Genomic DNA, 14,210 nt, shown 5'->3' on the forward strand with positions numbered 1-14,210 from the left:
GACATCGCCGAGGGCCGCGAGGTCGGCGACACCACCACCCTCGCCGACTCCTCGGTGATGAACCTGATCCAGTCCCAGCTGCCGTCCGGCAACACGGACGGCGAGAGCTGAGCCGCGGCTGACGTCGGCCCGGCCGGTGAGAGCCGTGGCCGGTGAGAGCCGACGCTGACGAGCCGCAGCCGGTGGGGGTGCCGTTCGGGCACCTCCACCGGGCTCCACCTCACCGCCCGCCCGGCCGGGCACCAGTGCTGATCCCAAACCAGCCTCAGCCCGGCAGCTGAACCAACACCACAACTCCGGCCGCAGACCGCGATCTGCGCGGCTGAGCCGCCGTCGGGTGCGCCGTCGCAACCGATGCCCCAAGGTCGAACCCGTGACGCCATCATGGGCCCGATGAAGACGAGCGAGCACACAGGTCAGCGACCGCCCGACCGGACGGTGATCCGCCGGATCCTGCGGGAGCCGTTCACCGCACGGTCCTGGCGCGGGGTGCTGTACTCGCTGCTGAGTCTGCCGCTGGCGCTGCTCGGCCTGGTCGCGGTGGTGCTGACGGTCGTGTTCGGCGTCCTCTCGGCTGGTTTGCTGGTCTCACCGGTGCTGGCCCTCTTCCTCGGCCTGGACCGCTGGTTCGGCGCTCTGCACCGACTACTGGCCCGTCTGCTACTGGAGTTGGAGATCCCGGCCCCGCACCGGCCGCGCCGCGCGCCCGGCCTCTCCGGCTTCCTCGGGCACCACCTCGGCGACCCCGCGGCCTGGCGGTCGGTGGCGTATCTGTCCCTGCGAGTGCCGCTGGGGCTGGTGCAGTTCGCGCTCGGCTTCGGCTGGTGGGCGTACGGGGTGCTGTTCCTCTGCTACCCGGTGCTGCGGCTGGTGGAGCCGATACGGGAGACGGACGCGCACGGGGTCAGGCACGAAGTCGGTTTCGAGGTGAACGGGTTCCACTTCGACACCTGGCAACGCGCTCTGCTGGTCAGCGCGGTCGGCCTGCTGCTCCTGCTGATCGCGCCCTGGCTGGCCCGCGGGCCACTGGCGCTGGACCGGTGGCTGCTCCCCCGGCTGCTGGGGCCGTCCGCGACCTCGCTCCGGCTGGCCCAGCTGCTCGAGACCCGCGAGCACGCGATCAACGAGGCGGCTGCCACACTGCGCCGGATCGAACGCGATCTGCATGACGGCGCGCAGGCCAGGCTGGTGGCGCTCGGGATGCGGCTCGGGCGGGCGGAGAGCCGGCTCGCCAAGGGGGACACCGTGAAGGCGCAGGAACTGCTCAAGGAGTCCCGACAGGAGACCAAGGAGATCATTCAGGAGCTGCGCGAACTGGTCCGCGGCATCCACCCACCCGCACTCGACTCCGGTCTCGGGCCCGCGCTCACCACCCTGGCGGCGCGGTCGGCCATCCCGACCGCGGTGAGGGTCGAGACACCCGGGCGTCCGGCCGCTCCGGTCGAGACGATGCTCTACTTCGCCGCCGCCGAACTACTGGCCAACGCGGGCAAGCACAGCGGCGCCGGACGGCTGGCGGTCTCGGTGCTGCAGCACGGGGACGGTCTGCGGCTGCTGGTCACGGACGACGGCCGGGGCGGCGCCCGGCTGGACGGCGCGGGAAGCGGGCTGCGCGGGCTGGCCGAGCGGGTACGCACCGCGGACGGTGTCCTGACGGTGGACAGTCCGCCCGGTGGGCCGACCACGGTGACCGTCGATCTCCCGGGCAGACTGTGACGGCGGCGCGGCCAAGCGCGCCGGCGGTCCGAGGAATCAACAGGGGGATGACCGTGCGAGTTGTAGTGGCCGAGGACACGGCGATCCTGCGGGTCGGTCTGGTGCAGTTGCTGGAGGACGAGGGCCACGAGGTGGTGGCCGCCGTCGCCGACGGCGAGCAGCTGAAGGCGGCGGCGGCCGAGCACCGGCCCGACGTCATCGTCTCCGACATCCGGATGCCGCCCACCCACACCGACGAGGGCCTGCGCGCGGTGATCGAGCTCCGGGCCGCCCAGCCCGGACTAGCAGTGCTGATCTTCTCCCAGTATGTGGAGGCGGAGTACGCGACCCGGCTGCTGGCCGCCGGCTCGACCGGGGTCGGCTACCTGCTCAAGGAGCGCGTGCTGGACGCCCAGGACTTCGTGGACGCGCTGGAGCGGGTGGCGCGCGGCGGTACGGCGCTGGACCCCGAGGTGGTGACCCAGCTGGTCGGCGCGAGCCCGAGCCGCCGGTCGGTGGACGCGCTCAGCCCGCGCGAGCGCGAGGTGCTCGGCCTGATGGCGGAGGGACGGTCCAACGGGGCCATCGCCGACCGGCTGGTGGTGACCGAGCGGGCGATCGAGAAGCACGTGGCGAACATCTTCCTGAAGCTGGACCTGCCCGTCTCCGCCGCCGATCACCGCCGGGTACTGGCCGTGCTGCGCCACCTCGGGGCCTGAACGTGCCCTGCGGCCGCCCGTAGGGCCCAGGCCGCCGCCAAGAGCCACCTCGGCGCCTGGGACCGCCTACCGCCAGACACCCGGCTCGGCATGCCCCGACAGAGGCGGACATAAGGAATAAAATACGACAAGACGGAAATCGCGCCACCGTTCCCAGTAGACTGTCAAAAACGCAACAAGATCTCTGAGGCGCGCCGGGAAGTCTGGTCGGCACCGCACCACTGGTGCATCCAGCTGCCGTCCCCGACTGGAGGTCCCCCGTGGCCACGCCGCCGTCCACCGATCGTCGCCAGTTCCTCGGCCTGCTCCCGCTTCCCGAACGCCGGTACATCACCGACGCACTGCGCACCGAGACCGTCGGCGGCATCCTGCTCCTCGCCGCCGCCGTGATCGCCCTCGCCTGGGCGAACGTCTGGCCGCACGGGTACGAGAGCGTCCTGAGCCGGACGATAGGCCCGCCGGGCCCGCTCCACCTGAACCTGAGCCTGGAGAACTGGGCCAAGGACGGGCTGCTGACCGTCTTCTTCTTCGTCGCCGGGATCGAGCTCAAGCGCGAGTTCGTGGCCGGCGAGCTGCGCAGCCCCAGCGCCGCCGCCCTGCCGGTGATCGCCGCGGCCTCCGGCGTCGCACTGCCGGCGATCGTGTTCACCGTCGCCAACAGCGGCCCGGGCGGCCATCCCGCCGGCTGGGCCATCCCAACCGCCACCGACATCGCCTTCGCCCTGGGCGTGCTCGCAGTGGCGGGCAGTCACCTGCCCTCGGCGCTACGGGCGTTCATGCTCACCCTCGCGGTCGTGGACGACCTGATCGCCATCCTGATCATCGCGATCTTCTACAGCTCCGGCATCAGGTTCTGGGCACTCGGGCTCGCCTTCGCCGGCCTGGTGCTGTTCTGGTTCCTGCACCGGCGCGGCGTCCACGGCTGGTACCTGTACGTGCCGCTGGCCCTGGTGATCTGGGCGCTGATGCACGAGAGCGGGATCCACGCCACGGTGGCCGGTGTCGCCATGGGCCTGATCCTGCGCTGCCACACCGAGGGCGACGAGAAGCACTCCCCCGGCGAGCGCATCGAGCACTTGGTGCGCCCGCTCTCCGCCGGCGTCGCGGTGCCGCTCTTCGCACTGCTCGCGGCCGGGACGACCATCTCGGCCACCACGCTGTTCCAGGTCTTCACCCAGGCGACGCCGCTCGGCATCATCCTCGGCCTGCTGGTCGGCAAGACGGTCGGCATCTTCGGCGGCGCCTGGCTTGCCGCCAGGTTCACCCGGGCCGAACTCAACCCGCAGCTCAGCTGGGCGGACCTGTTCGCGGTCGCCACGCTCGCGGGCATCGGCTTCACCGTCTCGCTGCTGATCAGCGAGCTGGCCTTCCCGCACGACGGCGCCCTCGCCGACCGTGCCAAGTCCGCCGTCCTGGTCGGCTCGGTGCTCTGCGCGCTGGTCGCCACCGTGCTGCTCAAGCTGCGCAACCGGCACTACCGGCAGCTGTGCGAGGAGGAGGACCGCGACTCGGACGGCGACGGCATCCCGGACGTCTACCAGCGCCAGGTCGGATGACTCGGCCGCGGTGACACATCGCCCGGGAGAGGCCCCCGGAGTGGTGCCTGACTGACCGGTAGGGGCATGATTCTGAGCAGTCGAGCAGACCGTGTTGACCGTGCTGACCGAGTTGACCGCGTTGAAGGAGAACAGCTGATGCCCTCAGGAACCGCAGACCCGTCCAGCGACGGCCGGGTGCCCTACGAGGGCGAGCGTTCGGTGGGCCAGCTCTTCGCTGCGGCCACCGCCGATCTGTCCGCCCTGCTGCACGACGAGATCGCGCTCGCCAAGGCGGAGATCCGGCAGGACGTCAAGCGCGGCGTCTCCGGTGGCGTCTCACTGAGCGTCGCGGGCGTGGTGGCGCTGGCCGCCATCCCGATGCTGAGCTTCGCCGCCGCGTACGGTCTGCACGCGCTGGGGCTGACGCTCGGCTGGTCGTTCCTGATCGTCGGTGGTGCCTACCTGGTGCTCGCGGCCGTGCTCGGACTGCTGGCGCTGCGTTCGTTCAAGAAGATCGAGAAGCCCCACCGCACCTTCGAGGGTGCCCAGGCGACCGCGGACGTCCTGAAGCACGCCCGCCCGCGCCCGGCCACCAAGGAGGAGATCGACCGGGCGCTGGGCCGCATCCCGTAGCAGCCGTCTCCGGCCGCCCGCCGGCGCCGAGGGAGGCCGGACGAGTGCCGGGGACGTGTTCGGCGCCGTGGGAGGCGGGCGAGTGCCGGGGACGTGTTCGGCGCCAAGGTATGACAGGCTCTCGGTATGCCGTTGGACCAGAAGCCCGTGCCCGCCCCGGCCTCCGACCCCGGGCCCGCCGAGACCGCCTGGACCGTCCGCTCGGACGGTCCCTGGACGCACCGCGACCTGGCGGCCAACGGTGCCCGCTTCCACATCGCGGAGGTGGGCGACGGCCCGCTGGTCCTGCTGGTGCACGGCTGGCCCGAGTACTGGTGGGCCTGGCGGCACCAGCTCACTGCCCTCGCCGAGGCCGGTTTCCGGGCGGTCGCCCTCGACCTGCGCGGCGTGGGCGGCAGCGACCGCACCCCACGCGGCTACGACCCCGGCAACTTGGCGCTCGACATCACCGGCGTGATCCGCTCGCTCGGTGAGCGGCGGGCCCACCTGGTCGGCCATGGCAGCGGCGGTTCGCTGGCCTGGGTGGCGGCCGTGATGCGCCCCTCGGTGATCCAGAGCCTGACCGTGGTCTCCGCCGCGCACCCGCGCCGTTTGCGCCGGGCCCTGCTGACCGACCGCAGGCAGATGGCCGCCTTCGACCACGTCCTCGGCTTCCAGCGGCCGTGGATACCGGAGCGCCGGCTGGTCGCGGACGACGGCGCCCTGGTCGCCGAGTACCTGGACGCCTGGAGCGGCCCGAACCGGCTGCCGGCCGACGCCGTCCGGGCGTACCGGCAGGCCATCCAGATCCCCAGCACCGCGCACTGCTCGATCGAGCCGTACCGCTGGCTGCTGCGTTCGATGGCCCGACCGGACGGCATCCAGTTCGCCCGGCGGATGAAGAAGCCGATCACCGCGCCCACCCTGCACGTCCAGGGTGCCGCCGACCCCGTGGTGCTCTCGCACACGGCGCTCGGCGCGGGCGACCACGTCGAGGCGCCGTACCGCTGGCGACTGCTGCCGGAGATCGGGCACTTCCCGCACGAGGAGGCGCCGGAGCAGTTCTCGACCGAGCTGATCAACTGGGTGCGGGAGCACAAGGCATAGCGGATCACTCGCCAAATTGACGGATGATCATATGACAATTGCATAGGACAAATGGACCGCCCTCATGCGGTTACCCCCCTCGGCCGACGGGCATCCATCCGGTATGACCTGGATGCCCGATCGCTACGCCTCGCCGCGCCGAAACCGCAGCAGCTCGCAGCACCTCGTTCAGCAGCCCGAATGGCCGTTCGGCGGCGATGGGCGGCCACGACGACCGGGTGCACACCGGATGGGCATCCCGCGCATCCTGGGGCGACGCGCCCGCTGGGTGAGCGCGCGCCTGCGGCGCGACGGCTGAGGGGCGCGCCCCGGCCTGGAGCACGCCCCTGCTATCCGCTGATCCCGGTCAGTTGACGACGGTGGGCCCCAGGCAGGCGAACCCCAGCATCACGAAGGTCACCGCACTCATGATCGGGACCAGGATGTTGGTCTCCATCTTGTTGCCGGTGCGCTTGATCAGGACGATCTCGTAGCGCTCCTTGTGCGGCCACAGCAGCGGCGCACCCATCTTGGTGAGGCAGTCGCCCAGCAGGTGCGCCACCGTGCCCAGGGCCACCGCGTACGGCAGCCAGCCGGGGGCGTCCGGCATGAAACGGTCCATGACCGCCGTGCCCAGCACGGCGAGTCCGACCACCGTCAGCCAGGTGTGGTGGCCGTGGCCGGGCGCATGGGCGTTGAGCGCCTTGAGCGCCATGGCCAGCAGGAAGAACGAGAAGCCGATGGTGAACCAGCGGCCGCCGAAGGTCACGCCCGCCCAGGTGCCGCCACCCATCAGCGCGACGAACAGCAGCGAGTGCGTGGCGTGCCGGTGGCCGCCGGAGGCCCAGGAGACGAACCGGCAGAGCGCCTTGGAGACCGGGCCCAGGAAGTTGGCGATGGTGCCGTCGTGGTGGTCCAGGTCGGGCAGCAGTGCGGCGCCCGCGCAGAGCACCGTCCCCATCAGTATGTCCGCCGGCCTCAGGTGGGTGCCCAGGAGCAGCGGGGGCAGGAACGGCGCGGAGACCGCGTACAGCATTGCGCCGCTTACCGCGTGCGAGTGACCCATCATGACGTTCTTCTGACCTCCCGTCGGCCCCGTTCCGGTACTGCTCGGTTGAGCCGAACGGGTGAGCGCGGCCGACGCTACCAGGAGCAACTGACGCACCGCCGGATCCTTGACCCGGCGGTGCGTCAGTGGAGGTCGGCGCGGGCGGTCAGAGTGCGCAGCCCTCGGTGTCCGCCCGGTCGGTGGCCTCGGTTCCGAGTGCGGCGTCCCGGCGGACCTCGTCGGCGGTCAGCACGTACCCCGTGTCCGAACTGTCCAGGGACTTGGCGAAGACCACCCCGTACACCTGCCCCTCCGGGCTGAGCAGCGGGCCGCCGCTGTTGCCCTGGCGGACCAGGGAGCGGATCGAGTAGACGTCCCGGACCACCTGGCCCCGGTGGTAGATGTCCGGGCCGTTGGCCTGGATACGGCCGCGGATCCGGGCGGGCTGGACGTTGAAGCCACCGTTCTCGGGGAACCCGGCGACGATGGCGCTGTCGTTGGTCCTGGCCTCGCCGGCGAACGGCAGCGCGGGGGCGTTCAGCTTCGGGACGTCCAGGACGGCGATGTCCCGCTGCCAGTCGTAGCGGACCACCGTGGCGTCGTACAGCTGTCCCGTGCCGCCGATCTGTACGGTGGGCTCGTTGACGCCGCCGACCACGTGGGCGTTGGTCATCACCCGGTGCGGGGCGAAGACGAACCCGCTGCCCTCCAGGGTCTTGCCGCAGGAGGTGGCCGTCCCGACCACCTTGACCAGGCTCTTCCGGGCCATCGCCACCGCTTCGCTGTCCGCCAGCGACGGGTCGGGCTCCTCCACCTCGGTGATCGGCTCGTGCTCGAAGGGATTGAACACCTGCGGGAAGCCGTTGCGGGCCAGCACCTTGGTGAAGTCGGAGAACCAGTTCGGTGCGTCGGACGGCAGCGTGCTCTGCACCCCGCCGAGCACCTTGGAGGTGCGCACCTGCTTGGAGATGGTGGGCAGCGAGGTGCCGGCCAGCGCGGAGCCGATCAACCAGGCCACCAGCAGCATCGACACCACGTTGACCACCGAGCCGCCGAACGCGTCGACGGTTCTGGCCTGGCGGCGGCCGATGTGGCCGCGCAGCTTCCAGCCGAAGTGCGTGGTCACGGCCTGGCCGACCGCCGCGAAGACGATCACCACCAGCACCGCGACCACCGAGGCCGTGCCGCCCGGGCTGAGGTGGCGCAGCAGCAGGGGCAGCAGTTGCACCGCGATCAGGCCACCGCCCAGGAAGCCCACGACGGAGAGCACGCCCACCACGAAGCCCTGCCGGTACCCCGACACGGCGAAGCCAAGCGCGGCGGTGATCAGCAGCAGATCCAGGACATTCACCCCGATACCCTCCCACGTGCACCCACCCGGAGGGCGGCGGCCCCGGTCGTCGCGGCCGTGGCGCACGGGCCGGGGCGCGCCACGGGAGCCGGTCGCGGCTTCACGGGCGGGCCGGCCGCGGGCCCGGCCCGCCGGTGCGTACGGCCCGGCCGGCGGCCGGGAGCGGAGGCGTGAGGGCGGAGTCCGCCGGCGTCAGCGGTTCGGGCCGCCGGCGCTGCGGAGGGCGAGACCGGCCGCCTCGTCGGAGAGGGTGAGGGTACGGGTGGTGTCCCATGGACGCTCCAGTCCGCCGTAGTGCAGCACACGGTCGATCACCCCGGCCGTGAAACCCCAGACCAGCCGTCCCGCGACCTGGAAGGCCGGGCCGAGGTGGCCCGAGGGGTGCCTCAGCCGGGCCCGGTTCACCGGGTCGGCCAGGTCGGCGATCGGCACCCGGAACACCGCACCGGTCTCGGCCGGGTCCACCGGCGCGACCGGCGTCTCCCGGCGCCACCAGCCGAGCACCGGGGTCACCACGAAGCCGCTGACCGGGATGTAGAGCGCGGGCAGGATCGCGAACACCTGCACGCCCGACGGGTCCAGGCCCGTCTCCTCCTGGGCCTCGCGCAGTGCGGCGGCCACCGGCCCGGCGCCGTCCGGGTCGCCGTCCACCGGGTCCAGCGCACCGCCCGGGAACGACGGCTGGCCGGCGTGCGAGCGCAAGCTGCGGGCCCGCTCGATCAGCAGCAGGTCGGGCCCCGACGGGCCGTCGCCGAAGAGCATCAGCACCGCGGAACGCCGACCGCCCTCGGCCGGCGGCAGGAACCTGCTCAGTTCCTCGGGCCGCACCGTCTCCGCGGCCTCGCGCACCGGCAGCAGCCACTCCGGCAGTCCGTCCCGCTCCACAACCCCGGTCACGTCCGTCACGCGGCACCCTCCGTCGTCGCCGTACCGTCTCCCTCGGTAGACGCGGTTGCCACGCCGTTCGTTGCGGCGGAGGCCGCCCGGCCCGGATAGTCGGCCGGCGGCTTGAGCCGCTGCCCGGGCTGACCACCCATCTCGTACTTCAGCAGCTTCCGCGCCTTCTCCGGGTCGGTCTCCCCCACGCCGTACGACGGGCAGAGCGGGGCGAGCGGGCAGGCGCCGCAGGCCGGCTTGCGGGCGTGGCAGATCCGGCGGCCGTGGAAGACCACGCGGTGCGAGAGCATCGTCCACTCGGACTTCGGGAAAATCTCGGCGACCGCCGCCTCGACCTTCTCCGGGTCCTCCTCGGCCGTCCAGCCGAACCGCCGGGCGAGCCGACCGAAGTGGGTGTCCACGGTGATCCCGGGCACCCCGAAGGGCTCTCCCGTCCGGGGATCCGTTGCGTTGCCGAGGACGACGTTGGCGGTCTTGCGGCCCACGCCGGGCAGGGTGAGCATCTCCTCCAAGGTCTTGGGCACCTCGCCGCCGAAGTCGTCCCGCAGCTTGATCGACAGGCCGATCAGCGCCTTCGCCTTGTTCCGGAAGAACCCCGTCGGCCGGATGATCTCCTCCAGCTCCTCCGGGTTCGCCGCCGCCATCTCCTCCGGCGTCGGGTACTCGGCGAACAGCGCCGGCGTCGTCTGGTTCACCCGCAGGTCGGTCGTCTGCGCCGACAGCACCACTGCCACCAGCAGCTCGAACGGCGTTTCGAAGTCCAGCTCCGGATGCGCGTACGGATACAGCTCCGCCAGCACGCGGTTGATCTTCCGGGCGCGGCGCACCATCGCCAGCCGCGACTCCGGCTTCCGGGGCTTCGCCGACTGCCTGGCCTTCGGGACCTTGCTCTCTGCCATGCAGGAAGGCTACGCCGCCGATGTCGCGGCGGGCAGCGGATCCCGCCGCATCCGGCGCTTCCCGATCCGTGCGGCAAGGGTGAGGGCCGTAGCCCTCAAGAGAGTTGAACGAGCACGCCCCGTGTCGCGCCGACCGGGTGTCAGCGCGGCACGGGGCAGAGGGCCGCGGAGTTGACGCGGCGCGGCTACTGCGGGAAGGGGATCGGCATTCCGGATGGCCGAGTGGGACCGGCCTCAGGCGATGGCGGGGTTGATCGAGGCACTGGCCGTGGCGGGCATGTACTGCTTGTTGCCCGCGAAGTGGGCCGTGTAGCCGGACCCGAGCCCTTGGGCCCACAGGATGGGATCGAGGATGTTGGATCCGCTGTTGAGCATCGCGACGCCGTCGGCGCCGGTCGCCACCGTACCCATCACCCGGCCACCGCCGGCCATGCTGAACGTGATAGGCGCGCCCTTGATCGGCGTACCGTCGGCGTCGAGAAGCGTCGCCCTGAGCGTGCCCCTGGCCTGACCTGCGACCGTGCCCTTGATGTCGTCCGCCGTGAGCTGCGGGTACTCCTTCTCCCCGTTCGGCTGCGGCGGGTACGGCTGCGGCGCGTTGTAGTAACCGGGCTGCGGCTGCGTGGTGTTGAAGTAGCCGGGCTGCGGCTGGTAGTAGTACCCGGGCTGCGGCTGGTAGTAGTACGGCTGGGGCTGGGGCTGAGGCTGCTGCGGCTGATAGTAGTAGGGCTGCGGCTGCGGCGGCGCAATGGGCTGCGTCATCAAGGACTCCTGTGAATTCAGACGGTGGGTCGCGCCGATCGCGCCGACCCGGAGTCAGCGTGGCACGAGTCACTGCGCTGCGCATGTGCAACGATTACCGTGAGTCACGGTCGCGTGCGGCGAACCCGCACGGCGGCGACCCGTCGCGCTCTGCGCCCACCGCCCGTCCGACGCCCGCGAGTTCCGGGTGGGGTGACATGGTGGGGTGACATGAGGGCGACCCCGGGCCCGCCTGCGGTGGCGAGGCCGGGAAGGCGGACCCCGGGAACTGCGGCGGCCGTCCTGACGGAGAGGCTCCGTGGACAGCGGAGAACCCACCCAACCGGGCGCGAATGCACCGGAGTTGAGCCTGGCCGGGCCGAACTCACCACCTACGGCACGGTGGAGCCGCGCGGCTCGACGTGGAAGTCGAACGGGACGGTCCCCGGGTCGACGGCCGTCACACCGCCGTCGACCGTGAGCACCGCGCCGTTGACGAAGGACGCGGCGGGCGAGAGCAGCCAGGCGATGGCCTCCGCGACCTCCTGCGGCTCACCGGGGCGGCCGGCGGGGATGAGCCGGGTCGCCTCCCGGTACGCCGCCTCGGTGCCACCCTCGCCCAGGCCGGCCTCGTCGACGAAGCGAGCCATCCGCCGGTCGGCCATGTCGGTCCGCACCCAGCTGGGGCACACGGTGTTGGCCCGCAGCCCGTACCGGCCGTAGTCGACGGCCAGGGAGCGGCAGAGCTGGAGCAGGGCGGCCTTGGACGTCGCGTACGCGGCGTTGCCGACCCCGCTCCGCAGTGCGGAGACCGAGGCGACCGCGACCACCGAGCCACGCGCCTCCAACAGGTGCGGCAGCGCGGCGCGTTGGAGCAGGAAGGGGCCTGTGACGTTGGTCCGCATCACGGTCTCCCAGTCCTCGATCGACAGGTCCCCGACGCCTCCGCCGCGCCCGACGCCCGCGTTGAGCACCAGCCCGTCGAGCCGGCCGTACGCGGCCAGGGTCGCCCCCACCAGGCCACGCACCGCGTCGGGGTCGCCGATGTCGGCGGGGTGATCGAGGGCGCCGGTCTCCTCGGCGAGGCGGCGCAGCGGTTCGGGGCGCCGGCCGGAGACGACCACGTGGTGTCCGGATTCGCGCAGCAGCCGGGCGGTCGCGGCGCCGATGCCCGTACCGCCCCCGGTGACGACGATAACTCGCTGGTCCACCATGGCGGTTCAGCCTCCCGAACGGTTGTCCACAGTGCGCGTGATCATATGTCAGGCGCGGTTCGGCGGGTCGTCCCGGGCCCGGCCCGGAGGGGGCCGAGGACAACTCGGTCAAGGCGTTGAACGAGCTCCGCGACCTGGTGCACGAGGGGCACCCGCCGCTGCTGGCCGACCGCGGCCCGGTGGACGCGGTCCGCACGCCCGCACTGGAACTCCCCGTACGGGCACAGGTGGCGGTGCACGACAACGACGTCGGCGGCGCCGCCCCAGAACAGTGGATTCCTCATCTCGGAGAGGACGGGTTGCCCGGCTCCAGATGGTCATCACCGACGCCGACGACCTGGAGGTGGCCGGGCAGGCCGGCAACGGCATCGAGGCGGTCCGGCTGGCCGAGGAACTGAGCCCCGACGTGGTGGTGATGGACATCCGGATGCCCGGCATGGACGGGATCGAGGCCACCCGACTGATCACCGCCGGCCCCGGTGCGGCGCACGTCCTGGTGCTGACCACCTTCGATGACGACGACTACGTCTACGCCGCGCTGCGCGCGGGCGCGTCCGGCTTCCTGGTCAAGGACATGGCGCTGGACGACATCCTCGCCGCGATCCGCGTGGTCGCCGCCGGGGACGCCCTGATCGCGCCGAGCGTGACGCGCCGTCTGATCGCGGAGTTCGCCGAGCGCCCCGCCCCCGCCCCCGCCCGGGGACGGAAACCGGTGGACGGTCTCACCGACCGGGAACGCGAGGTGTTGACCCTGGTCGGACGCGGCCTGTCCAACGCGGAGATCGCCGGCGAGCTGGTGATCAGCGTGGCCACCGTGAAGACGTACGTGACCCGACTGCTCGCCAAGCTCGACGCCCGCGACCGGGTCCAGCTCGTCATCATCGCCTACGAGACGGGGCTGGTCGCTCCGCCGCGGTGAGCTCCGCCGTGTGTGCCGCCCCCCGCGGGGGCCCGCCGCGCTAGCGGGTGCACAGGCCCAGCGTGAGGACCCTGGTGATGGTGTCGTTGACCTTGGGCGAGGCGGTCAGGTTGCGGTTGAGCGAGAAGGTGATCTGCCGCTTGCCGTCGCCGGTGGTGAAGCTGAAGGTCTCGTAGCCGGCGATGCTGCCGCTGTGCCCCCAGGCGGCGGTGCCGTCCGCACAGTAGGTGCGGCTCTCCAGTCCCAGGCCGTAGCCGCGGCCGTCGTCCACGGGGTGCGCGGTGCGCATCTCCTCGAGCAGGTCCGCCGGGAGCAGCCGGCCGTCGAACAGGGCGCGGTAGAAGCGGTTGAGGTCGTCCGCGGTGGAGATCATCGTGCCGGAGCCCCAGATGGCGTTCGGGTTGAAGGTGGTGAGGTCGGCCGGCGGGGCGGTGGGGCCGTCGGCCCATTCGTAGCCGTGCAGGTGCGGGCCGGAGAGTTCCGCGGTGGTCGGGAAGGAGGTGTCGCCCAGGTGCAGCGGGCGCACGATCCGCCGGGTGATCTCCTGGTCCAGCCGGTGGCCGGTGACGTGCTCCACCAGCAGGCCGAGGACGACGTAGTTGGTGTTGGAGTACGCCCAGGAGGTGCCGGGGGCGAACTTGGGGCCGAGCTCGGCGGAGATGGCGACCAGGTCGCGGGGGGTGTAGGTGGCCTTCTGGGCGGAGCGGAGCGGATCGGGCTCGGCGAGCAGCTTGGTGAGGAAGTCGGCGAGTCCGCTGGTGTGGGAGAGCAGCTGGCGCACCGTGATGTTCCGCCCGTTCGGGACCAGCCCGGGCAGCTCGCGCTCGATGGGGTCGTCCAGGCCGATCCTGCCCTCCGCCACCAGCTGGAGCACGACCGTCGCCACGAAGGTCTTGGTCACGCTGCCGATCCTCAACCGGTCCCCGGCCCGGGCGCGCCGGCCGTCGGCCAGGTCGGCGACCCCGGCGGCCGTGCGCCAGGTGCCCCGCCCGTCCCGGACCTCGGCGACCAGGCCCGGCACGCCCTCCGCCACCGCCTCGTCGAGCGCGCGCTGGACCGCGGCCCGGTCCACGGCGTCCGGCCGGCCCGCGGCGGCGCCGTTCCCACCGCTCGCGAAGGCCGGGCCGGTTCCGCCCGCGAGGGACGCGACGGCGAGCAGGACGGTGGCCAGGCGGGCGCCGGTGCGGTTTCCGGTCTTGGTGGTGGTGAGCACGGTGTTCGACCTCTCGGGAGTGTTCTCTGCGGCAGGAAGGATCCTGCCGGGATCACACCCGCCGGACATCGCCGTTGACGGTGAATCGGATCCTCCCTCCCCCGGGGGACGGCTCCCGCTCGCGGCGAACTCGGCTCCCCCGCACCGGGGATCCAGGACGTCGCCGTCCCCGGCCGGCACACCGGACGTCAGCAGGACCAGGCCGGAGGACGACAGCCCCACTCGCTCCAGGAGCGGTCACCGCCGGCGAGGTCGCGGTACCGGGCCAGGTCGGCGCC

Annotated in this window: 13 protein-coding genes; 6 read left to right on the plus strand and 7 right to left on the minus strand. The window is 72.1% G+C overall.

Annotated features, from left to right (window positions below; all coding sequences use genetic code 11):
* Positions 1-393: 393 nt before the first annotated feature.
* From ACZ5ON_RS33120 to ACZ5ON_RS33140, 5 genes are all read left to right on the plus strand, one after another.
* Positions 394-1,716, plus strand: coding sequence for a sensor histidine kinase (locus ACZ5ON_RS33120; RefSeq protein WP_465600481.1), 1,323 nt, complete (start codon positions 394-396; stop codon positions 1,714-1,716).
* A gap of 47 nt (positions 1,717-1,763) precedes the next feature.
* Complete coding sequence (locus ACZ5ON_RS33125) at positions 1,764-2,414, plus strand: response regulator transcription factor (protein WP_465600483.1); 651 nt, start codon at positions 1,764-1,766, stop codon at positions 2,412-2,414.
* 260 nt (positions 2,415-2,674) lie between these two features.
* Positions 2,675-3,970 (plus strand): Na+/H+ antiporter NhaA, encoded by a 1,296-nt coding sequence (nhaA, locus tag ACZ5ON_RS33130; RefSeq protein ID WP_465600485.1) that lies wholly within the window; start codon positions 2,675-2,677, stop codon positions 3,968-3,970.
* Between the two features lie 138 nt (positions 3,971-4,108).
* A complete protein-coding gene (locus tag ACZ5ON_RS33135) occupies positions 4,109-4,585 on the plus strand; it encodes a phage holin family protein (RefSeq protein WP_465600487.1) in 477 nt (158 codons plus the stop codon).
* A gap of 126 nt (positions 4,586-4,711) precedes the next feature.
* A complete protein-coding gene (locus ACZ5ON_RS33140; RefSeq protein ID WP_465600489.1) occupies positions 4,712-5,671 on the plus strand; it encodes an alpha/beta fold hydrolase in 960 nt (319 codons plus the stop codon).
* 346 nt (positions 5,672-6,017) lie between these two features.
* On the opposite strand, the gene ACZ5ON_RS33145 is transcribed toward ACZ5ON_RS33140, so the two are convergent.
* The 6 genes from ACZ5ON_RS33145 to ACZ5ON_RS33170 all read right to left on the minus strand — a co-directional run bounded on the left by ACZ5ON_RS33145 (position 6,018) and on the right by ACZ5ON_RS33170 (position 11,800).
* Positions 6,018-6,719, minus strand: a complete 702-nt coding sequence (locus ACZ5ON_RS33145; RefSeq protein ID WP_427395574.1) for a metal-dependent hydrolase — start codon at positions 6,717-6,719, stop codon at positions 6,018-6,020.
* Between the two features lie 145 nt (positions 6,720-6,864).
* Entirely contained in the window at positions 6,865-8,049 is a 1,185-nt protein-coding gene (locus ACZ5ON_RS33150; protein ID WP_465600492.1) for a MarP family serine protease, read from the minus strand.
* A 192-nt stretch (positions 8,050-8,241) separates the two neighbouring features.
* Positions 8,242-8,955, minus strand: coding sequence for an NUDIX hydrolase (locus ACZ5ON_RS33155; protein WP_465600494.1), 714 nt, complete (start codon positions 8,953-8,955; stop codon positions 8,242-8,244).
* Positions 8,952-9,845 carry an endonuclease III gene (nth, locus tag ACZ5ON_RS33160; RefSeq protein ID WP_465600497.1) on the minus strand — a complete coding sequence of 298 codons (894 nt, stop codon included), beginning with the start codon at positions 9,843-9,845 and terminating at the stop codon, positions 8,952-8,954. The genes ACZ5ON_RS33155 and nth overlap by 4 nt, the downstream gene beginning before the upstream one ends.
* A 234-nt stretch (positions 9,846-10,079) precedes the next feature.
* A complete protein-coding gene (locus tag ACZ5ON_RS33165; protein ID WP_465600501.1) occupies positions 10,080-10,607 on the minus strand; it encodes an Ig-like domain-containing protein in 528 nt (175 codons plus the stop codon).
* A 371-nt stretch (positions 10,608-10,978) separates the two neighbouring features.
* A complete protein-coding gene (locus ACZ5ON_RS33170; RefSeq protein ID WP_465600504.1) occupies positions 10,979-11,800 on the minus strand; it encodes an SDR family NAD(P)-dependent oxidoreductase in 822 nt (273 codons plus the stop codon).
* Positions 11,801-12,113: 313 nt separating this feature from the next.
* Here ACZ5ON_RS33170 and ACZ5ON_RS33175 point away from each other — a divergent pair, with 313 nt between their 5' ends.
* Positions 12,114-12,719 carry a response regulator gene (locus ACZ5ON_RS33175; RefSeq protein ID WP_465600506.1) on the plus strand — a complete coding sequence of 202 codons (606 nt, stop codon included), beginning with the start codon at positions 12,114-12,116 and terminating at the stop codon, positions 12,717-12,719.
* Positions 12,720-12,759: 40 nt separating this feature from the next.
* Here the strand turns inward: ACZ5ON_RS33175 and ACZ5ON_RS33180 are convergent, their stop codons facing one another.
* The gene (locus ACZ5ON_RS33180) at positions 12,760-13,932 is read right to left on the minus strand and encodes a serine hydrolase domain-containing protein (protein WP_465600509.1); all 1,173 of its coding nucleotides are present in this window, start codon (positions 13,930-13,932) and stop codon (positions 12,760-12,762) included.
* Positions 13,933-14,210: the final 278 nt, after the last annotated feature.

Source organism: Kitasatospora sp. NPDC032150 (assembly GCF_055579945.1).

Bases quoted from the DNA above. Each gene is read 5' to 3' on its own strand.
- ACZ5ON_RS33120 (WP_465600481.1), top strand. From the start codon at position 394: ATGAAGACGAGCGAGCACACAGGTCAGCGACCGCCCGACCGGACGGTG.
- ACZ5ON_RS33125 (WP_465600483.1), top strand. From the start codon at position 1,764: ATGACCGTGCGAGTTGTAGTGGCCGAGGACACGGCGATCCTGCGGGTC.
- ACZ5ON_RS33135 (WP_465600487.1), top strand. From the start codon at position 4,109: ATGCCCTCAGGAACCGCAGACCCGTCCAGCGACGGCCGGGTGCCCTAC.
- ACZ5ON_RS33140 (WP_465600489.1), top strand. From the start codon at position 4,712: ATGCCGTTGGACCAGAAGCCCGTGCCCGCCCCGGCCTCCGACCCCGGG.
- ACZ5ON_RS33145 (WP_427395574.1), bottom strand. From the start codon at position 6,719: ATGATGGGTCACTCGCACGCGGTAAGCGGCGCAATGCTGTACGCGGTC.
- nth (WP_465600497.1), bottom strand. From the start codon at position 9,845: ATGGCAGAGAGCAAGGTCCCGAAGGCCAGGCAGTCGGCGAAGCCCCGG.
- ACZ5ON_RS33165 (WP_465600501.1), bottom strand. From the start codon at position 10,607: ATGACGCAGCCCATTGCGCCGCCGCAGCCGCAGCCCTACTACTATCAG.
- ACZ5ON_RS33170 (WP_465600504.1), bottom strand. From the start codon at position 11,800: ATGGTGGACCAGCGAGTTATCGTCGTCACCGGGGGCGGTACGGGCATC.
- ACZ5ON_RS33175 (WP_465600506.1), top strand. From the start codon at position 12,114: ATGGTCATCACCGACGCCGACGACCTGGAGGTGGCCGGGCAGGCCGGC.